The organism is Pseudomonas congelans (genome assembly GCF_900103225.1).
Classification (GTDB): Bacteria; Pseudomonadota; Gammaproteobacteria; order Pseudomonadales; family Pseudomonadaceae; genus Aquipseudomonas; species Aquipseudomonas congelans.
In genome coordinates this window covers 179,720-200,270 of record NZ_FNJH01000001.1, presented here as the reverse complement: position 1 = coordinate 200,270, position 20,551 = coordinate 179,720, and the positions used below count along the sequence as shown (strand labels likewise).

The 20,551-nt window shown below is 61.7% G+C and carries 12 protein-coding genes and 2 tRNA genes; 8 read left to right on the top strand and 6 right to left on the bottom strand.

Annotated features, from left to right (window positions below; genetic code table 11):
- Nucleotides 1-478: 478 nt before the first annotated feature.
- The 4 genes from BLR20_RS00815 to uvrB all read right to left on the bottom strand — a co-directional run bounded on the left by BLR20_RS00815 (nucleotide 479) and on the right by uvrB (nucleotide 5,274).
- Nucleotides 479-554 (bottom strand) — tRNA-Glu (locus BLR20_RS00815).
- A 46-nt stretch (nucleotides 555-600) separates the two neighbouring features.
- Nucleotides 601-676: transfer RNA gene (locus BLR20_RS00810), tRNA-Ala, on the bottom strand.
- A 148-nt stretch (nucleotides 677-824) separates the two neighbouring features.
- Nucleotides 825-2,306 (bottom strand): glutamate--tRNA ligase, encoded by a 1,482-nt coding sequence (gene gltX, locus BLR20_RS00805; protein WP_032613541.1) that lies wholly within the window; start codon nucleotides 2,304-2,306, stop codon nucleotides 825-827.
- Between the two features lie 952 nt (nucleotides 2,307-3,258).
- Complete coding sequence (gene uvrB / locus BLR20_RS00785) at nucleotides 3,259-5,274, bottom strand: excinuclease ABC subunit UvrB (RefSeq protein ID WP_054993228.1); 2,016 nt, start codon at nucleotides 5,272-5,274, stop codon at nucleotides 3,259-3,261.
- Nucleotides 5,275-5,673: 399 nt separating this feature from the next.
- On the opposite strand from uvrB, the gene BLR20_RS00780 reads away from it, so the two are divergent.
- Nucleotides 5,674-6,870 (top strand): amino acid aminotransferase, encoded by a 1,197-nt coding sequence (locus BLR20_RS00780; protein ID WP_003316505.1) that lies wholly within the window; start codon nucleotides 5,674-5,676, stop codon nucleotides 6,868-6,870.
- Between the two features lie 223 nt (nucleotides 6,871-7,093).
- Complete coding sequence (locus tag BLR20_RS00775) at nucleotides 7,094-7,399, top strand: hypothetical protein (RefSeq protein ID WP_032613543.1); 306 nt, start codon at nucleotides 7,094-7,096, stop codon at nucleotides 7,397-7,399.
- Nucleotides 7,400-7,451: 52 nt separating this feature from the next.
- Here BLR20_RS00775 and pvdQ read toward each other — a convergent pair whose 3' ends face one another.
- Nucleotides 7,452-9,785: a bifunctional acylase PvdQ gene (gene pvdQ / locus BLR20_RS00770; RefSeq protein WP_074594274.1), complete on the bottom strand. Its 2,334-nt coding sequence runs from the start codon at nucleotides 9,783-9,785 to the stop codon at nucleotides 7,452-7,454.
- A gap of 192 nt (nucleotides 9,786-9,977) precedes the next feature.
- On the opposite strand from pvdQ, the gene BLR20_RS00765 reads away from it, so the two are divergent.
- The 3 genes from BLR20_RS00765 to BLR20_RS00755 are packed head-to-tail and all read left to right on the top strand — an operon-like array spanning nucleotide 9,978 to nucleotide 14,520.
- Nucleotides 9,978-11,150 (top strand): efflux RND transporter periplasmic adaptor subunit, encoded by a 1,173-nt coding sequence (locus BLR20_RS00765; RefSeq protein WP_010437063.1) that lies wholly within the window; start codon nucleotides 9,978-9,980, stop codon nucleotides 11,148-11,150.
- Nucleotides 11,151-13,124 carry a MacB family efflux pump subunit gene (locus tag BLR20_RS00760; RefSeq protein ID WP_054993226.1) on the top strand — a complete coding sequence of 658 codons (1,974 nt, stop codon included), beginning with the start codon at nucleotides 11,151-11,153 and terminating at the stop codon, nucleotides 13,122-13,124.
- 7 nt (nucleotides 13,125-13,131) lie between these two features.
- Nucleotides 13,132-14,520 (top strand): efflux transporter outer membrane subunit, encoded by a 1,389-nt coding sequence (locus BLR20_RS00755; protein WP_054993225.1) that lies wholly within the window; start codon nucleotides 13,132-13,134, stop codon nucleotides 14,518-14,520.
- A 578-nt stretch (nucleotides 14,521-15,098) separates the two neighbouring features.
- Here BLR20_RS00755 and pvdP read toward each other — a convergent pair.
- A complete protein-coding gene (pvdP, locus tag BLR20_RS00750; RefSeq protein ID WP_054993223.1) occupies nucleotides 15,099-16,733 on the bottom strand; it encodes a pyoverdine maturation tyrosinase PvdP in 1,635 nt (544 codons plus the stop codon).
- Between the two features lie 182 nt (nucleotides 16,734-16,915).
- Here pvdP and pvdM point away from each other — a divergent pair, with 182 nt between their 5' ends.
- From pvdM to pvdO, 3 genes are read left to right on the top strand one after another with little or no spacing between them, the layout of a single operon-like run.
- Nucleotides 16,916-18,259: a pyoverdine-tailoring dipeptidase-like protein PvdM gene (gene pvdM / locus BLR20_RS00745; protein WP_054993222.1), complete on the top strand. Its 1,344-nt coding sequence runs from the start codon at nucleotides 16,916-16,918 to the stop codon at nucleotides 18,257-18,259.
- Nucleotides 18,260-18,301: 42 nt separating this feature from the next.
- Nucleotides 18,302-19,582, top strand: coding sequence for a pyoverdine-tailoring periplasmic protein PvdN (gene pvdN / locus BLR20_RS00740; protein WP_054993221.1), 1,281 nt, complete (start codon nucleotides 18,302-18,304; stop codon nucleotides 19,580-19,582).
- A 47-nt stretch (nucleotides 19,583-19,629) separates the two neighbouring features.
- Complete coding sequence (gene pvdO / locus BLR20_RS00735; RefSeq protein ID WP_054993220.1) at nucleotides 19,630-20,490, top strand: dihydropyoverdine dehydrogenase; 861 nt, start codon at nucleotides 19,630-19,632, stop codon at nucleotides 20,488-20,490.
- The last annotated feature ends 61 nt before the right edge of the window (nucleotides 20,491-20,551 follow it).

Below are 20,551 nucleotides of genomic sequence, written 5' to 3'. Positions count from 1 at the left end.
ATGCCGCGCGTTCACACGCGTTGGCATGAAAAGCGCCCCTCGGAATGCCTTTTGCTCTTCACGCTACAGCGCTCAGAGTCATACACAAGTCTGGATAAGCCCGGATAAAAGGCCTGAAACCGTACGTGCAGACTGGACACAGACCTGTGGGAGTGAGCTTGCTCACGAAGACGATGCATCCAACCCCTATTTCCTGGGGGCTATACCGGCCTCTTCGCGAGCAAGCTCGCTCCCACAAGACTTATGTATAACCACGAGGGCTGCAGCGCGAGGATGCAGTTCGCGGCGCACTGCGTTGCGAACGCATAGAGGACGCGGAGTGTCCTGAACGGCATGCCAACGCAGTAACGGCACGAGAGTCGGTTACCGTTGAGTGTGGCAATAGATAAAAACAGAAAGGAGGGGTTTTCAAACCCCGAAAAAACAAAAGGGCCATTCAATAATCGAATGACCCTTGGTCCCGCAGAGCGGGAAATCGTGGCGTCCCCTAGGGGACTCGAACCCCTGTTACCGCCGTGAAAGGGCGGTGTCCTAGGCCACTAGACGAAGGGGACGCAAAACCTTCAGTCAGGTTCATCGAACGATGAACCCTGGCAAAATTGGTGGAGCTTAGCGGGATCGAACCGCTGACCTCCTGCATGCCATGCAGGCGCTCTCCCAGCTGAGCTAAAGCCCCACATCAGTGGACGGGGCGCATATTAAGCGTGAGTGACAGGGCTGTCAAATTTATTTTCTACAATCTGCAAACTTTTTTGTCGGTAATACAACCACTTACCATTCAACCCCCGGAAAACCGGGGGCGATTCACAGGAACAGGTAACGCCTCAGGCGATAGCGCCCAGAAGCTTTTCCCATTCCTTGTTTTCTTTCTTGGAAACGCCACCCAGCAAATCGAGGGCCTGGCGCAGCCGGAAGCGGGTCAGGTCCGGCCCGAGGATTTCCATCGCATCGGTCACCGACACCGAGTTGGCCTGACCGGTGATTGCCGCAAACATCAGTGGCATGGCATCACGCAGCTTGAGTTCGAGATGTTCGACCACGGCCTGGATACAGCCCATGATCCGCTCCTTCTCCCATTGGCGCAGCGATTCCAGCTTCCACAGGATCAGTTGCATTACCTGACGCACCTGCTCCGGAGACAGCTTCTTGTGTTCGAACAGCTTCACATCAGGCGTGACGCCACCTGCGAAGAAGAAACCGGCCAGCGGGGCGACCTGACTGAAGGTCTCTACCCTGCCCTGCACATGCGGTGCGATCTTCATCATGTAGTCAGGGTTAAGCGCCCAGGTCTTCAGACGCGAGGCAAACTCCTCGACCGGCAGATCACGCAGCCATTGGCCATTGAGCCAGGAAAGTTTCTCGATATCGAAGATCGGCCCGCCCAGCGAAACACGCGACAGGTCGAAGTTGTCGACCATCTCCTGCAAGGAGAACTTCTCGCGCTCGTCAGGCATCGACCAGCCCATGCGCCCCAGGTAGTTGAGCATCGCCTCGGGCATGAAGCCCATGCGCTCGTAGAAGGTCACCGAGGTGGGGTTCTTGCGCTTGGACAGCTTGCTCTTGTCGGGGTTACGCAGCAGCGGCATGTAGCACAGTTGCGGCTTGTCCCAGCCGAAGTATTCGTACAGCAGGATCAGCTTGGGTGCCGATGGCAGCCATTCTTCGCCGCGCAATACGTGGGTGATGCCCATCAGGTGGTCATCGACCACGTTGGCGAGGAAGTAGGTCGGCAGACCGTCGGTCTTCATCAGGACCTGCATGTCCATGCGATCCCACGGGATTTCGACTTCGCCACGCAGCATGTCCGGTACCACGCAGACGCCTTCGGTCGGCACCTTCATGCGGATCACGTGTGGTTCGCCGGCATCAAGGCGGCGCTGGACTTCTTCCTTGGAGAGCAGCAAGGCGCGACCGTCATAGCGCGGAGTTTCGCCCTTGGCCTGCTGTTCGGCGCGCATCGCGTCCAGTTCTTCGGCGGTGCAGAAGCACGGGAAGGCATGCCCCATGTCGACCAGTTGCTGCGCGTACTTCTTATAGATGTCGCCGCGCTCGCTTTGGCGGTATGGACCATGTGGACCACCGACGTCCGGGCCTTCGCTCCAGTCGATGCCCAGCCAGCGCAGTGCGTCGAAGATCTGCTGTTCGGACTCGCGGGTAGAGCGCAGTTGATCGGTGTCTTCAATGCGCAGGATGAACTCGCCGCCGTGCTGTTTGGCAAAGCAGTAGTTGAACAGCGCGATGTAGGCCGTGCCGACGTGGGGGTCGCCTGTGGGCGATGGCGCGATGCGGGTACGAACGGTGGTCATGGAAAATCCCGAATTAGGTCAATCAAGCGCGGAATGTTAACAGGCCGGGGGCATGGGGCTCCAGCAAGAAAGGCAATTGCCCGGACGCCTCTCGTTCCGCATGCTCCGCTCCCGGAGTTGTAAACACATTCAGCTGATTATCGTGCCAATGCTCCGCGTTGGCATGCAGTTCGTGACGCTCTGCGTCACACGGCGGTTCTGCGCTGTCAGGTGGATTGGGGTTGGGGTCCGGCCCGGAAACTGATGGCTATCGTTCTTCACGCTCCGCGTGGGAATGCAGTTCGTGACGCTCTGCGTCACACGGCGGTTCTGCGACATCAGGTGGATTGGGGTTGGGGTCCGGCCCGGAAACTGATGGCTATCGTTCCTCACGCTCCGCGTGGGAATGCAGTTCGTGACGCTCTGCGTCACACGGCGGTTCTGCGACATCAGGTGGATTGGGGTTGGGGTCCGGCCCGGAAACTGATGGCTATCGTTCCTCACGCTCCGCGTGGGAATGCAGTTCGTGACGCTCTGCGTCACACGACGGTTCTGCGCCGTCAGGTGGATTGGGGGTCGGCTGAGGTCACCTTTTCGCCCCTCGGCGACCTACTTTGATGGGGCCAAAGTAGGCAAACCCCCAAGCTCCGTTTCCGGCCCGACTTCGTCGGGTTCCTTCGTCCTGACACTGATCCGGGGGTCGCCGCAACGCGCCATCCATGGCCCGGCGGGGCTAGCCTGGCGTCCTGCCAGGCTAGCCCCGGATCAGCGCCAGGACTCAGCTGTCACTTACGTCGCACTCTGCGTCGTCAGGGCCATAGCGATTGAAAAGCATTGCGCCGGCAGCGGCTGCGTGTAAGGCATGCACGTTGCGCTGCGGCACAGATGTGACGCAGAGCGCCACGAACGGCATGCCAACGCAGAGCATTGGCATGATCGTCAACGCGGATTGACGCGAGAGCCGACTAACCAATCAAACCGCCAGCAACCGTTCGCGCAGCTTGCCGATTTCGTCGCGCATTTGTGCGGCGGCCTCGAATTCCAGGTCGCGGGCCAGTTGGTACATTTTTTCTTCCAGTTGGCGAATGCGTTTGTTGATCTCGCTCGGCGAGCGCAGTTCGTTTTCGTAGCGGGCGTTTTCTTCGGCGGCTTTGGCCATGCCTTTGCGCTTTTTGCTCCGAGAGCCCGGCACGGTGGCGCCTTCCATGATGTCGGCAACGTCCTTGAACACGCCTTTGGGGGTGATGCCATGTTCCAGGTTGAAGGCGATCTGCTTCTCGCGACGTCGCTCGGTCTCGCCGATGGCGCGTTCCATCGAGCCGGTAATCCGGTCGGCATACAGAATCGCCCGGCCGTTGAGGTTCCGCGCCGCCCGGCCAATGGTCTGGATCAGCGAACGGTCGGAACGCAGGAAGCCTTCCTTGTCGGCATCGAGAATCGCCACCAGCGACACTTCCGGCATGTCCAGGCCTTCGCGCAGCAGGTTGATGCCCACCAGCACATCGAATGTCCCCAAGCGCAGGTCGCGGATGATTTCGACACGTTCCACCGTATCGATGTCCGAGTGCAGGTAACGCACGCGCACCCCGTGGTCGCTGAGGTAGTCGGTCAAATCCTCGGACATGCGCTTGGTCAGTGTGGTGACCAGCACCCTCTCCTCCAGCGCAGCACGCTTGTGAATTTCCGACAGCAGATCGTCGACCTGGGTCAGCGCCGGACGAATCTCGATCTGCGGGTCTACCAGGCCGGTCGGACGCACCACTTGCTCGACGATACGCCCGGCGTGCTCGGCCTCGTAGTTACCGGGAGTTGCCGAGACGAAAATGGTCTGCGGGCTGATAGCCTCCCACTCGTCGAAGCGCATCGGCCGGTTATCCAGCGCCGACGGCAGGCGGAAACCGTACTCGACCAGGGTTTCCTTTCGGGAACGGTCACCTTTGTACATCGCGCCGACCTGCGGCACGCTGACGTGGGACTCGTCGATTACCAGCAAGGCATCCGGGGGCAGGTAATCGAACAGGGTCGGCGGCGGCGCACCGGACGGACGGCCCGACAGGTAGCGCGAGTAGTTTTCGATACCGTTGCAGTAGCCCAGCTCCAGCATCATCTCCAGATCGAAACGGGTGCGCTGCTCAAGGCGCTGGGCTTCCACCAGCTTGTTCTGGCTGCGCAGGTATTCAAGACGTTCCTGCAGCTCGACCTTGATCCCTTCCATCGCCTCGACCAGCGTTTCGCGCGGGGTGACGTAGTGGCTTTTCGGGTAGAAGGTGAAGCGCGGCAGCTTGCGAATCACCTCTCCGGTCAGCGGATCGAACGCCGACAGGCTCTCGACCTCGTCATCGAACAGCTCGACCCGGATCGCTTCCAGATCGGATTCGGCCGGGTAGATGTCAATGACGTCACCGCGCACCCGGAACGTCGCACGGGCAAAGTCCATGTCGTTGCGGGTGTATTGCAGGTCGGCCAGACGGCGAAGCAAGGCGCGCTGATCGAGTTTGTCGCCGCGATCGATGTGCATGACCATACGCAGATAGGTTTCCGGACTGCCCAGACCGTAGATGCACGACACCGTGGTGACGATGATCGCATCCTTGCGCTCCAGCAGCGCCTTGGTCGCGGACAGGCGCATCTGTTCGATGTGGTCGTTGATCGACGCATCCTTCTCGATGAAGGTGTCGGACGACGGCACATAGGCTTCGGGCTGGTAGTAGTCGTAGTAGGAAACGAAGTATTCCACGGCGTTATTCGGGAAAAACGCCTTGAACTCACCATACAACTGCGCGGCCAGGGTCTTGTTCGGTGCCAGCACCAGCGTCGGACGCTTGATCTGGGAAATCACGTTGGCGATGCTGAACGTCTTGCCCGAGCCGGTCACTCCGAGAAGGGTCTGGTGCGCGAGCCCGGCGTCGATCCCTTCGACCAGTTGGCGAATGGCCTCGGGCTGATCGCCGGCTGGCTCAAAGCGGGTAACGAGCTGGAACTCGGACATAACTGACCTCTTGAATGGTGCGCGTGTGACGGGTTCGCATGAATCTGCACGCGACCTGACCGCCTCGACGGCACAACTGGAAATATTCGTCGGTGCATGACGGCGCAATGACGAAATCATCGCAGACGGCCGTTCCCACCGGGAAGCAGGCGTGCGATGTTTTGAAGTGATGGCTAATAGATGGAGTCATATATCAGCCTTTCAAGGCACCCACTTAAAGCATTGAGGTTTTAACCGAACGAACGTTCTACAAATATGCGCAAAAACCTGTAAAAAACCCGCGTTGCACTGTCGATCACCGAGGGGATGCTCTCTATACTACGCTCTGTTTGCGCACCGCTTTGGCGCATCGAGCCTCAGCGTGTCCCCTTCCCACTCTTCACCAAGAGCCGCCGCACCATGAGCCTGTTTTCCGCTGTCGAAATGGCACCCCGCGATCCGATCCTGGGTATCAACGAAGCCTTCAACGCCGACACCCGCAGCACCAAGGTCAACCTTGGCGTAGGCGTCTACTGTGATGAAGACGGGCGCATTCCCCTGCTGCGCGCCGTGGCCGAAGCCGAGAAGGTCCGCGTGGCCCAGCATGCTCCGCGTGGCTACCTGCCGATCGACGGTATTGCTGCCTATGACCAGGCCGTGCAAAAACTGTTGCTGGGCGCCGATTCGCCGCTGATCGCCTCGGGCCGCGTGCTGACCACCCAATCGGTCGGCGGCACCGGCGCATTGAAGATCGGTGCCGACTTCCTCAAGCAGCTGCTGCCCGATGCCGTCGTCGCCATCAGCGATCCGAGCTGGGAAAACCATCGCGCGCTGTTCGAAACAGCAGGCTTTGCGGTGCAGAACTATCGCTACTACGACGCTGCCACCCACGACGTGAACCGTGCCGGCATGCTCGAAGACCTGCACAACCTGCCGAACAACTCGGTGGTCGTGTTGCACGCCTGCTGCCACAACCCGACCGGCGTCGACCTGAGCCTGGATGACTGGAAAAAAGTGCTGGAAGTGGTCAAGGCCAAGGGCCACGTACCGTTTCTGGACATGGCCTACCAGGGCTTCGGTCAGGGCATCCAGGAAGATGCGCTGGCAGTGCGCCTGTTCGCCGAGTCGGGGCTGACCTTCTTCGCCTCGAGTTCGTTCTCCAAATCGCTGTCGCTGTATGGCGAACGCGTTGGCGCGCTGTCGATCATTACCGAATCGAAGGAAGAAACCACTCGCGTCCTCTCCCAGGTCAAACGCGTGATCCGCACCAACTACTCCAACCCGCCGACCCACGGTGCGATCATCTCCGCTGCGGTGCTTAACGACCCGACGCTGCGTGCAATGTGGGAAGAGGAACTGGGCGAAATGCGTCTGCGCATCCAGGGCATGCGCAAGGCGATGGTCGAGCGTCTGGCTGATAACCCGGCCGGTCAGGACTTCAGCTTCGTCGCTCGCCAGTGCGGCATGTTCTCCTACTCCGGTCTGACCGCCGAACAGGCCCAGCGCCTGCGCAGCGAGTTCGGCATCTACGCGCTGGACACCGGGCGTATCTGCGTGGCCGCGCTGAATCAGAAGAACATCGACGTGGTGTGTGACGCGATCAAAAAAGTGCTCTGACTGCGCTGCACGTATCTGTAGCAGCGAACCTGTTCGCGAAGGCCATATTCCGGTCGATGCATTTCATGCAACGTACCGGCCCTTCGCGAACAGCGCTTATCCAGCAGCCCCGCACGCGGCACTCCCTTCTGTATCACCATTCGGCAACTGAATCGAACGATCCCCCTTGCTACCCCTCGAAACTCTGTCAGACCAAATTTCTGAACCCGATATCGAGGTACTCATGTCTATCGAACCGCAACGTCAGAAAGAACCGACGCCAAATCAGGACGCACCTGCCAGCCCGGGCCCGGACCGCAACGATCCGGCAATCGAGCCACAAGTCGGGGACGTAAAACCCGAGACTGAAAAGGGCAATGGCCAGGGCCAGACGCCTTCCCCAAGCCAGTCACAGACTCAGTCGCAGAGCCAGTCAACCGGCGACAACGCCTATGTGCCTGACCATGAGCCGGAAGAAAAAACCGAGGATTTACGTAATCATCAGCCAACCACTGGCGTTGACGCCGACATCGATACCCCCGGCGGCTGATTCCCGACAAGCGCATTTGGGCCGCATGGCCCAAACGCTTTTCTTGCCGTTCTCAGCGATCAGCCTCCTCGCTTATCACCTGCACCTCATACGCAGGATCAGCCTTGATCTGCTGTTCAGTAAAGGGCAATGCTTGCCACTGCTTTTTTGAAAACGCCTCAGTCTGGTCATTTGAGTGGGGTGACTGCGGATTGCTCGATTCCGAGAACGCCAGTAAACCCTGCGCCTTGGGGCCCTTCTCATCGAACGTCACCACTTGCAGGTAGCTGGTGCCACTGACCACCTCGCGCTTGCCGTCCTTGCCCGCCACGGTCTGCATGGCGTTATAAATGCCGAGCCCTGCCGGACCGCCGTGAATCGGGATCGGTTTGCCGCTGATGCTCGACACCTGAATATCGCCCCATGTGCTGTCCGCAGGAATACCGGCCTTGGCCACTTCATCGACAGCTGCAAGCATGGCCGCGCGCAATGCAGTGGCGACTTTAGGGTTTTCAATCGCCAGCCCGCTCGGCGTGCGAACCGGGTCCTGCGGATCGAACGCAACGCGCCAGCGCGAGGCAACCGCCTGCATGGACGTCACGATTCTCTGGAAGTACACGAACCCGATGCCACTGTTCAGGTCAGCGCGTCCATCCCAGGCTTTCAGTGCGGTACACAGAGGCGTCAGACGCGCCGCATCATCACCCAGCTCTGAGGCACAGAACTTGAGCAGATCCGGCAGCACCTGCCTGGCCTGATACACCTCGTTGTCCATGACCATCGCCTGCAGGTTCTCGACAGTGACTTTGCCTGCCTTGCCGAGGCTGTCCAGTCGATCCAGCGCAAAGCGTGCACGCTGACCCAGCGGCTGGCCGTCCTGGCTGATCAGCGGCGAAAAGTCCTTCAACGGCGCAGCGGGATTGACCATCCACGCCGAGTCGTTGGAGTGCTGCACGAAGTCAGTCCGCAGCAATTGCGGCTGGCGCGAGGACGGATAGATACCGGCTTGTGCCGCCTCTGCGGAGACCTCCCAGTTGCATTCACTGCGCGAGCCGTCGAGCACGATCAATTCTGTACCGATACGCGGATCGCTGCATCTGGCAAGCCTGGCGGCATCAACGTTCGGCACCACCGAGAGATTCATGTACAGCGCCTGCCCCTTGGCATCGACTGCCAGGGTGTTGACCCACGGAATGCCCTGGATCTTGTGCACCGAATCCTGAAACGCCTTGAGGCTGTCCGCCTTGTCCATCGCATACCACTGCTGCAAGACCCGATCATTTTGCAGGTTGGCATCACGCAGACTGAAGGCAAACTTATTGTCCCAGTCCAGCCTGCCCGGCCACTGCACCACCGGACCGAATGTGGACGAATAGACGATGCGTGGCACCGACTTCAGGCTGCCATCCGGTTGCTTCACGTCGACACTCACCTGCTGCTTGCCCATGGCAACCGATTGGCCATCCAGCATGTAACGGGTGGAATTCTTCGGGTCGAGCTGCAGGCGATGCAGCGTGAAGTGTTTCGACGTGTCGACGGTATGGCCCCAGGCCAGATGCTGATTGAAGCCGATATTGATCAGCGGCAGGCCCGGCAACGCCGCGCCCATCACATCAAGCTTGCCGGGAATGGTCAGGTGCATTTGATAGAAGCGCAGACCGCCAGCCCATGGAAAATGCGGATTGGCCAGCAGCATGCCGCGCCCGTTGGCGGACAGCTCGCGCCCTATTGCCACTGCATTGCTGCCGCGCTCCAGGGCAAAACGCTGGTTACGCGCAGCGGCCAGTTGCAGCGCCTGAGCCTGCTGGGCATCGACCTGCAGCGGCTTCTGCAGCGCAGGCGGCGTGGCACCCGCCAGCGCTTCGACGAACTGCCCCACGCCGCCCTCGACCAGCAGGCGACGGGTCAAACGCACCAGATCGTCGGTGCTGATCGGCCGAACCCACTCGGCCGCACAGGGCTGCGGCAGGCCCTTGGCCTTCTGCTCGTCGAGCGAGCGGTTGTAGCCGGCGACATAGCCCTGCATCAACTGGCGAATCTCCAGCGGCTGCGCATTCCAGAAATCCGCCAGAGCCTGCGGCGTATTGAGCCACTGGAACAGCAGATCGCTGGCCATATTGTTGCGCTGTTCAAGGGTCGCCTTGTCCGGCCCGAAATAGCGCGAGCGCTGGCCATTGACGGTGACCACCTCATTGGCCAGCAGGCACAGGTTGTCCTGCGCGTAGGCGTAACCGATGCCGTAGCCCAGACCGCGCTCATTGGCGGCAACGATATGCGGCACGCCAGAACCGGTACGCCGGATCTCGGCCCTGGCCGCTTGATTCCCGGGCTCAACCAACGCCTGCGCAGGCAGAACTACAGCGAACGAAAGACCTGCAAACACAAAACCGCACAGGGGTCTGGACATAATCACGCTGACTCCAACTCGACAAGACGACCCGAATTAGCCGCTCCCGTTAAACGAAACACGGGCGCTGATGTTTAGCCGAACCGGACAACCCGTGATCGACGCTAAATTCCTGCCGGCATGCCTCGTTTAAAGGGCAGCTCTCGTGGCCGTCGTTCACCGACCGACTGATCTCCCAGCGCAGGAATCTGCATGAAACGCTCTCGACATCCTCGACGCGCCCTTTTGGTGGCGCTGTGCCTGTTCCCGGTCATTGCCGTATGCGCCTGGCAGATCCTGCCCGACAGTAAAGGCAGCGCCGCGACCGTGACGGTGACCCGCGGCACGATCGAAAACAGCGTCACGGCGCTGGGCACCCTGCAGCCGCGCAGTTACGTGGACGTGGGTTCGCAGGCCAGCGGGCAGATCATGAAAATCCACGCCCAGGTCGGCGATCAGGTCAAGGAAGGCGACTTGCTGGTCGAAATCGACCCTTCGACGCAAAAGGCCAAGCTCGACGCCGCACGCTACGCCATCAATAACCTCAAGGCGCAATTGCAGGAACAGCGTGCGCTGCACGAACTGGCCGAGCAGAAGCAGCAACGCCAGAAGCGCCTCGCCGCAGGCGGTGCCACGCGGGCCGAGGACGTGCAGGCTGCGGAGTCGGAATTTCGCGCCACCCAGGCACGGGTCGACATGTTCAAGGCGCAGATTCTCGAAGCCCAGGCCGCTCTGCGCAGCGATGAAGCAGCGCTGGGCTACACCCGTATTTTCGCGCCCATGAGCGGCACGGTGGTGGCCCTCGACGCGCGTGAAGGCCAGACGCTGAACGCACAACAACAGACGCCGCTGATTCTGCGCATCGCCCGCTTGTCGCCGATGACGGTCTGGGCTGAAGTCTCGGAAGCCGATATCGGCCATGTCAAACCCGGCATGACTGCCTATTTCACCACCCTGAGCGGCGGCACCCGGCGCTGGAGCAGCACCGTGCGGCAGATCCTGCCAGTACCGCCCAGGCCGCTGGATCAAGCCAATCAGGGCGGTGGCAGCCCGAGCAGTTCGCGCAAGAACGGCGGTGGCCGGGTGGTGCTGTACACCGTGCTGCTGGACGTCGATAACAGCGATCAGGCGCTGATGGCAGAAATGACCGCACAGATATTCTTCGTCGCCGATAAAGCCGAGAACACCCTCACTGCGCCACTCGCGGCGTTGCGAAACGGGACGCAGGCCGATCGGCAGACCGCTCAGGTGTTATCTGCCAATGGCGAGGTGCAGAACCGTCAGGTGCGCACCGGCATCAGCGACCGTCTGCGCGTGCAGGTACTCGACGGCCTGAATGAAGGTGAGCGCCTGCTGGTGCCCGCCTCTGTCGGCAGCGGGGGCTGAATGCTCACGCCGCTGATCGACCTGCGAGGTATCCGTAAATCATACGGGGGTGGCGACAGCCCGCTGGTCAACGTGCTGCGCGGCATCGATCTGTCGATTCATGCCGGTGAGTTCGTGGCGATTGTCGGCGCTTCCGGGTCCGGCAAGTCGACACTGATGAACATCCTCGGTTGCCTGGACCGTCCGACATCGGGCGAATACCTGTTCGCCGGGGAAAACGTCGCCGAACTGGGCAGCGACGAACTCGCCTGGCTGCGCCGCGAAGCGTTCGGGTTCGTGTTTCAGGGCTACCACCTGATTCCGTCCGGCTCGGCGCAGGAAAACGTCGAGATGCCGGCGATCTACGCCGGGACGCCCGCCGCAGAGCGTCACGCGCGGGCCGCCGCCCTGCTCGACCGACTGGGCCTGGCGTCGCGCACCGGCAATCGACCGCATCAGTTATCCGGCGGCCAGCAGCAACGAGTGTCCATTGCCCGCGCCTTGATGAACGGCGGGCACATCATCCTCGCCGACGAGCCCACCGGTGCGCTGGACAGCCACAGCGGCGCGGAGGTGATGACCCTGCTCGACGAACTGGCCAGCCAAGGCCATGTGGTGATCCTCATCACCCATGACCGGGAAGTGGCGGCGCGCGCCAAACGGGTCATCGAGATCAGCGATGGGCTGGTGATCAGCGATACCGCTCGAGATACTTCTGACGTGCAGCGCTCAGTCAATCCAGGCGCGCCGCAGGCGGTCGACCTGCGCAAGCGCCTGAGCGAGGGCAGCGGTAGTCGCGGTGCCTGGAAAGGCGAGTTGCTCGATGCGCTTCAGGCGGCGTGGCGAGTCATGTGGATCAACCGCTTCCGAACTGCGCTGACGCTGCTGGGCATCGTCATCGGCGTGGCGTCGGTGGTGGTGATGCTGGCCGTCGGCGAAGGCAGCAAGCGTCAGGTCATGGCGCAGATGTCCTCGTTCGGCTCCAACATCATTTACCTCAACGGCAAGGCGCCCAATCCGCGCGCGCCCAAGGGCGTCATCAGCCTGGAGGAAGTCGCTGCGCTGGGCGAGTTGCCCGAGGTGAAAATGATCATGCCGGTCAATGGCGGCCAGGCCGGGGTGCGCTACGGCAACGTCGATCACTCCAGTTACGTCGGCGGTAATGACACGCACTTTCCGGCGATCTTCAACTGGCCAGTGGTGGAAGGCAGTTATTTCAGCGAGGCGGATGAGCAGAACGCAGCCGCCGTGGCAGTGATTGGCTACAAGGTTCGCCAGAAACTGTTCGGCGAGCATACCAACCCTGTCGGCCAGTACATCCTGATCGAAAACGTGCCTTTTCAGGTGGTCGGCGTGCTGCAGGAAAAAGGTGCCACGTCCGGCGACCTGGACAGCGACAATCGCATCGCCATTCCCTATTCGTCGGCGAGCATCCGCCTGTTCGGCACGCAGGACCCCGAGTACATCACCATCGCCACCCGCGACGCCAACAACGTCAAACAGGCCGAACAATCGATACGCAACCTGCTGCAACAACTGCATCACGGTAAACAGGATTACGAGCTGACCAACAACGCCGCGATGATCCAGGCCGAAGCACGCACCCAGAACACCCTGTCGCTGATGCTCGGCTCGATTGCCGCCATTTCGTTGCTGGTTGGCGGCATCGGTGTGATGAACATCATGCTGATGACCGTGCGCGAACGCACCCGTGAAATCGGCATCCGCATGGCCACCGGTGCGCGGCAGAGCGACATCCTGCGGCAGTTCCTCACCGAGGCCGTGATGCTTTCCGTGGTCGGCGGGCTGGCCGGTATCGTGCTGGCACTGGGCATGGGCGCAGCGCTGCTGCTGAGCAAGGTGGCCGTGGCGTTCACCCTGCCGGCCGTGGCCGGGGCGTTTGCCTGCGCCCTGATCACCGGCGTGATCTTCGGCTTCATGCCGGCCCGCAAAGCTGCCCGCCTCGACCCGGTCGCGGCCCTCACCAGTGAATGATCAATCAATGAAGCCGAGTCTCTCCGTTTTGACTGCCTGCCTGTTGCTGAGCGCCTGCCAGACGCCTGCTCCGCCCCCGGACAGCGGCATCCAGCCACCGGCAAGCTGGGCGTTTGCGGAAAACGCCGCCGCGCAGCGCAGCGACGTGCGTTGGTGGCAGCAGTTCGGCAGCCCACAGCTGAATCGTCTGATCGAACAGGCCAGTCGTGACAGCCACGAAGTTGCTGCGGCGATGGCGCGGGTGCGTCAGGCTCAGGCGACCGCCGTCATCGGTGGCGCGCCGTTACTGCCGGAGCTGGCGTTTGACCTGCGCGGTGAACGCAACAAATTCGTGCGCAACAGCGACCGCAAGGCCAACCCTTCCGATGACAACAACACCAACAATTTCACCAGCGACCTGACCGCCAGCTATGAAGTGGATTTCTGGGGAGGTATCGCCGCGGGACGCGACAGCGCACTACAAGGCCTGCGCGCCAGCCAGTTTGATCAGGCGACCGTAGAGCTGACCCTGCTGGCCAACGTCGCCGATCGCTATGCGCAAACCCTGGCGGCACGCGAGCAGGGGCGGATCGCCGAACTGAACCTGACCAACGCGCAGGACGTGCTGCGCCTGGTGCAGACCCGCTATGACTCGGGCTCGGCCACGGCCCTTGAGCTGGCGCAGCAGAAGAATCTGGTTGCGACCCAGCAGCGCGAACTGCCCCGTGTTCAGCAACTGGCCAATGAGCAGTTGATCACCCTGGCGGCCTTGCTCGGTCAGCCGGTACAGAATCTGCACCTCGCGGATCAGGCCTTCGACACCCTGAACTGGCCGGACATCGGCCCCGGCCTGCCCAGCGAGCTGCTGACCCGCCGTCCGGATTTGGCCAAGGCCGAGGCCGACCTGGCAGCGGCACAGGCCAATGTCACGGTCGCCCGCGCCGCCATGCTGCCGAAACTGACCCTGAGCGCCAGGCTCGGCACCGAAAACACCCGCGCCGAAGACTGGCTGCGCGCACCGTTCAGCAGCCTCGCTGCCGGGCTGGTCGGACCGATCTTCAATAATGGCCGCCTAGCTGCAGAGCGCGACAAGGCCACAGCGCGTCAGGAAGAGCTGCTGGAAACCTATCGCGGCGCCATCATCAACAGCTTCGCCGACGTGGAAAAAGCCTTGAACAGCATCCGCGGCCTGGACCAGCAACGCTACTGGCATGAAGAAGAGCTTAAACAGGCGCAAACCGCCTTCCGCATCGCCCAGAGCCGCTATCAGGAAGGCGCCGAAGACCTGCTCACCGTACTGGAAACCCAACGCACCCTGTACCAGGCGCAGGACATCAGTGTGCAACTGCGGCTGGCGCGCTTGCAGGCGAGCATCGCGCTGTACAAGGCACTGGGTGGGGGTTGGCAGGTGCGCTGAGCGTCACGCAAGGAAGGATAATCCCACCACTATCGTGCGACGCAGAGCGTCGCGAACTGCATCCCCACGCTGGAGCGTGAGGAACGATAATCCCAACTATCGTGCTGAAGCTCTGCGTCGGTCTGCCCGGATAACTCCATTATCGTGCGACGCTCCGCGTCGTCATGCCTTTCCGGACGCTCTGCGTCCTCTTGCGACGCAGAGCGTCGCGAACTGCATTCCCACTCTGGAGCGTGAGGAACCATAATCCCAACTATCGTGCTGAAGCTCTGCGTCGGTCTGCACGGATAACTCCATTATCGTGCGACGCTCCGCGTCGTCATGCCTTTCCGGACGCCCTGCGTCCTCTTTGCGACGCAGAGCGTCGCGAACTGCGTTCCCACGCTGGAGCGTGAGGAACGATAATCCCAACTATCGTGCTGAAGCTCTGCGTCGGTCTGCACGGATAACTCCATTATCGTGCGACGCTCCGCGTCGCATGCCTTTCGGGACGCTCCGCGTCCTCTTTGCGACGCAGAGCGTCATGGACGGCACTCCCAAGCAGGCGCGTAGATAACGACAATCTCAACTGTCGCTCGCTAAAACCACCGCTCCGGCAACAGATTCCGGGCGTACCACGGCCTGCGCGGCACGCGGCGCAGAAGGTTGCTCAACTTCTCATCCGCAGCAAAAGTAATCCGCAATGCAAGCTTCATGACTTCCGGGTCCATTTCCATGGTCGTGCCTGCGGCCTGGCCGGGCACGGTGCTGCAACCGTGGGTTTCAGGCCCCAGCCAGGGATCGCTGACATTCACCCAGCGGCCCGGCGCAAACCACGGCACGCCGTTGACTTCCAGGCGTTTCACTTCGCCCGGATGAAAGCGCTCGTGGGCGCGGAACCAGTCCTCGATGCGGTCGTCGATCCAGCCATGGAACATCCAGAACACCGGGTTCACGTGCGATGAAAACGGGTCGGCGAGAAAGTCGTTTTCCGGCGCGAACCAGCGCTCGGCAAAATCATCCGAACGACGCGCCATGGGCACCGGCTGGCCGTTGGCCGGATCACGGGCCACCGAGGCCCAGCGCATGTGCAGCCAGTCGTGCAGCTCCAGTTCGACCTGCGAACCAAACTGACCCAGAGTCAGCTTCGACAAAAAGCGCGGATCGCGATACTGCGATTCCCAGACCTGAAAATGCGTATGAAACGTCTCGTGGCTTTTGATATCGCTGACCAGTTGGGTGTATTCCTCGTCACCGTGCGCCAGCCAGTTGGGCGGCAGCGCACAACCGTCGTGATTGTCGAAATAGCGGGCAAAGCCCAGGCGGTCGCGCTCCAGCTCAGGCTGTGGCAGCGGAAAACGCGGCCAGGACGGCAAGTCCTGAATCCTGCGGGCCTGGATCAGCATGTGCCGGTGCATATAAAAGAAGTCTTCACCCGAGCCGTTGCGGTCCTTGTGCGGGCCACGCGCATCGCGCTCATGGTCACGCGGGCCCGGCTGCCAGCCGATCCCGCGCAGGGCGTCACGCTTGTCTTCGGGAAGCTTGTGCCATTTGTCTCGCGAGGCATGCCAGAGCTGATGGAACAGTCGGTGCTCTTTGGAAACCAGCCAGGCCAGGAACGGCGGGCTCAGGCCGACCCTTTCCCGCGCCTCTGGAAACACCTGCTTGATCGCGATCAGACGGTTGTCCCGTTCCGGCAGGGCCAGCGGTCGGTCCAGACGTTCGATACGCCCGCTCAGGGTGCCGCTGCCTGCGTTACCGAACGCGCCCCAGACTTCATCGAGGGTCAGGCTGAATTCGTAATCCGGGCTGTCGCTGTGCGGATCATTGCCAGCATGGCCGTCCATGACCCGCAGATAGAGTCTTGCGGCGTTGGCCGGTTGCAGATCGCCAATCACCCGAAAACGCGGCAGCGCATCGCCGCGCAATTGGTCGGCCGTGTCGATATAGCCGCGCAGACCGCGACCGCGCGGGGCGATGTCGAGAAACATTTCCAGGCCTTCGAGCGGCGCACCGCTCAGCCCGGCATCGCGCCCTTCGAAGCGCAGGTTCCACACACCGCGCAGCTTGTCGGCCAGGCGCTGGGTGGCGGTATCGGCAGGCCCCGCCGTCGCTTCGCCCGGTGTTTCGGGCAGATCAACCCGGGTGAGTTCCCGATGCGCGTAATACGCTGCCGGAACTGCCGCACCGGTCAGCGCCAGCCCCGCTATGAACCCTCGTCGAGAAATCGTCATTACCCTACCTGTTCCAGCCCCGAGACAGCCGTTATCCAAGCTAGAACGTAAACCCGGCAGACAAATTTAGCGCTACACACACATCCATGACCTCGCGCTAAATTTATCGGTGATCCGCTCGTTCTCCACCAGATAGCAACAGCCGTCGCAGGCTGCGCAACGGTTAACCACACGAGACGGAAATGACAAGACCGCGTTGGAAAAAAGCTCTCTTCATCGGCCTGCCGCTGGCCCTGGCCATCAGTGCAGGTACGGGCTTTCTGGCCTGGAATTACTGGTCGCCAGCAGGCTACCCGGTCAAGGTCATGCAACAGGCCGACGACCTGCAGGAACGGATCATTTCCTTCGACAGCCACATCACGGTGCCGATGAAATTCGGCAGCGAGGGCAACGAAGCCGACAAGGACGGCTCGGGGCAGTTCGACCTGGTGAAAGCCGCGCGCGGACGCCTGTCCGGTGCAGCGCTGACGGTATTCGGCTGGCCGGAAATCTGGAACGGTGACAACGCCCCGCACCGTCCGACACCCGGGTTTGTCGACGAAGCACGTCATCAGCAGGAAGTGCGCTACAAGATCATCACCGGCATGGTACGCGACTTCCCCAATCAGGTCGGCATCGCCTACACCCCGGACGACATGCGCCGCCTGCACGGCGAAGGCAAGTTTGCGATCTTCATCAGCATGCTCAACGCCTACCCGCTGGGCAATGACCTGAGCCTGCTGGACCACTGGACGGCGCGCGGCATGCGCATGTTCGGTTTCAATTATGTCGGCAATAACAGCTGGGCCGATTCTTCACGTCCCCTGCCCTTTCTCAATGACACGCCCGACGCTCTGGGCGGCCTGTCGCAGATCGGCAGGCAGGCAGTGCAACGCCTCAACGACCTGGGCGTGATCATCGACGTGTCACAAATGTCGAGCAAGGCGCTGCACCAGGTCAGCGAGCTGAGCCGCACGCCCATGGTCGCCTCGCACTCGGCACCGCGCGCGCTGGTGGACATCCCGCGCAACCTCAGCGATGAAGAAATGCAGCTCATCAAGCGCAGCGGCGGCGTGGTGCAGATCGTGGCATTTCCGGCCTATTTGAAGCCGCTGAGCCAGAAGACCCAGGACAAGCTCAACGCCCTGCGCAAGGACTTCGACCTGCCACCACTGCCGAACCTGGCCATGGCGCTGATGCCCGGCGACCCGATCATCACCGTCTGGCCGGAACAACGCTTTGGCGCCTATGCCAGCAAGCTGTACGCAATTCTCGAACAGGAGCCCAAAGCCACGGTCAAGGACTTCGTCGACGCCATCGATTACACAGTGCGCAAAATCGGCATCGACCATGTCGGCATCAGCTCCGACTTCAACGATGGCGGCGGCGTGAAAGGCTTCAACGATGTCAGTGAAATCCGCAACGTGACGGCCGAACTGATCGAGCGCGGCTATGCCGAAGCGGATATCACCAAGCTGTGGGGCGGCAATTTCCTGCGCGTCTGGGAGCAGGTCCAGGCGGCAGCGCGCCCGGTGGCTGCGCAATGAACCCTGCAAACGCCTCTCACCGACCCTCAGGCGCTCTCGCTTATGACTGATCGCAGAACCTTCCTCAAACAGGCCGGGCTGCTCGCGGCGGCCCTGCCCCTGGGCTCCGGCCTTGCAACGGCGGCCATGACGCCAGCGACTCAGCCGACCTCCACGGACAAATGGACGCGCCTGAAACAATTGTTCAATCAGGACCCGGACTACGTTCACCTCTCCAATTTTCTGGTCACCTCGCACCCTGCACCGGTTCGCCAGGCCATCGAACAGCATCGCGCTCACATTGATCGCAATCCCGGTCTGGCCATGGACTGGGACCTGGGAGAGACCGAGCGCCGCGAACACGAGGTTCGCGTCTGGGCGGGCAAGTACCTGAAGGCGCAACCCGGCCAGATCGCCCTGACCGGCAGCACCACTGAAGGCCTGGCGATCATCTACGGCGGTCTCCATGTGCGCCCGGATCAGGAGATTCTGACCACCGAGCACGAGCATTCCTGCGTCCGCGACATCCTCAAATTCCGTCAGCAGCGCGACGGCACGCAGGTGCGCAAGATTCGCCTGTTCAAGGACCCGGCTACCGTCTCGGCCGATGAAATCATCGGCTCCATTGCGCGCAGCATCCAGCCGAAGACGCGGGTGCTGGGCATGACCTGGGTGCAGTCCGGCAGCGGCGTGAAACTGCCCATCGGGGCCATCGGCGATCTGGTCGAGGAACACAACCGCAACCGTGACGACCAGGAGCGCATCCTCTACGTGGTCGACGGCGTGCATGGCTTTGGCGTCGAGAACCTCGATTTCCCGGAGATGAAGTGCGACTTCTATGTCGCCGGCACCCATAAGTGGCTGTTCGGACCACGCGGCACCGGCATCGTCTGCGCCCGTTCGGAACAGGTTAAAGACCTCACGCCGCTGATTCCGACGTTCTCGGAAGCCACCGGTTTCAGCACGACCATGACGCCCGGTGGCTACCACTCGTTCGAACACCGCTGGGCGTTGAACGAGGCTTTCAAATTGCACCTGCAATTGGGCAAGGCCGACGTGCAGGCACGCATTCACCAGCTCAATAGTTACCTCAAGCAGCGCCTCAAGGCCCAGCCCAATGTCGAGCTGGTGACGCCCATGGACCCTGCGCTGTCGGCGGGCTTCAGTTTCTTCCGGCTCAAGGGCCAGTCGTGCGACGAAGTGGCGGCCTGGCTGATGAAGCAGCGCATGGTAGTTGACGCGGTGAGTCGCGACGTCGGCCCGGTGGTACGCACTGCACCGGGGCTGCTGAACAGCGAGGCCGAGATCGATCGTTTCATGACGCTGCTCGCCCGGCGCGCCTGACACGCCTGCACCGATCACCTGTTTTCCGTTTTCCATCGAGACCCGTCATGAAAAAAACACTGCTGCCCCTCTCCGCACTGCTCGGCCTTATGCTCTGCGACAACGTCCTGGCCGCCACGCCGGTACCCGCGCCAGGTAAGGTGTTCAAGGACTGCAAGGACTGCCCGGAAATGGTCGTGCTGCCTGCGGGCACCTTCACCATGGGTGCGCCTGAAGAGGAACTGGGTCGTCAGCCGGACGAAGGCCCCCTGCATGACGTGACCTTCGCCAAACCCTTCGCCATCAGCCGTTTTCAGGTGCTGAGCGGCGAGTGGAATGCCTATATCAAAAGCTCCGGCTATAAGATGCCGGATGGCGATACCCGGCCAGGCCGCGAGTGCAAGGCCGGCACGCCGCGCTACCCGCTGAGCCCGCGTCAGCCTGCGGTGTGCATGGACTGGAACGAAGCCAAGGCGTATGTCGAATGGCTGTCGAAAAAGACCGGCAAGTCCTACCACATGGTCAGCGAAGCCCAGCGCGAATACGCGGCACGCGGCGGCAGCAAGGGCTCTTTCCCGTTTCCGATGGACGAAGGCAAGCCCTACAGCATCGCCAAACACGCTAACACCTACGGTCCGGAAGACGGTTTCAGCTACACGGCGCCTGCCGGCAGCTACAGCCCCAACGATTTCGGCATCTACGACGCCCATGGCAACGTCTACGAATGGACTGCCGATTGCGAGACCAGCAACTACAACGGCGCGCCCACCGATGGCAGCGCATGGCTGGCCGGTGATTGCACCTGGAAGATGATTCGCGGCAATGACTGGACCGAAGCGCCGATCTTCTCCCGTTCCGGCAACCGCAACAGCCGCCAGCCGGATGTTCGCGGCGACTGGCTGGGTTTCCGGGTCGCCCGCGACCTCTGACGGACTTCATGCGCATCCGGGGCTTGAACCAGGCCGGGCCGCACTCACGGACACTGACGAG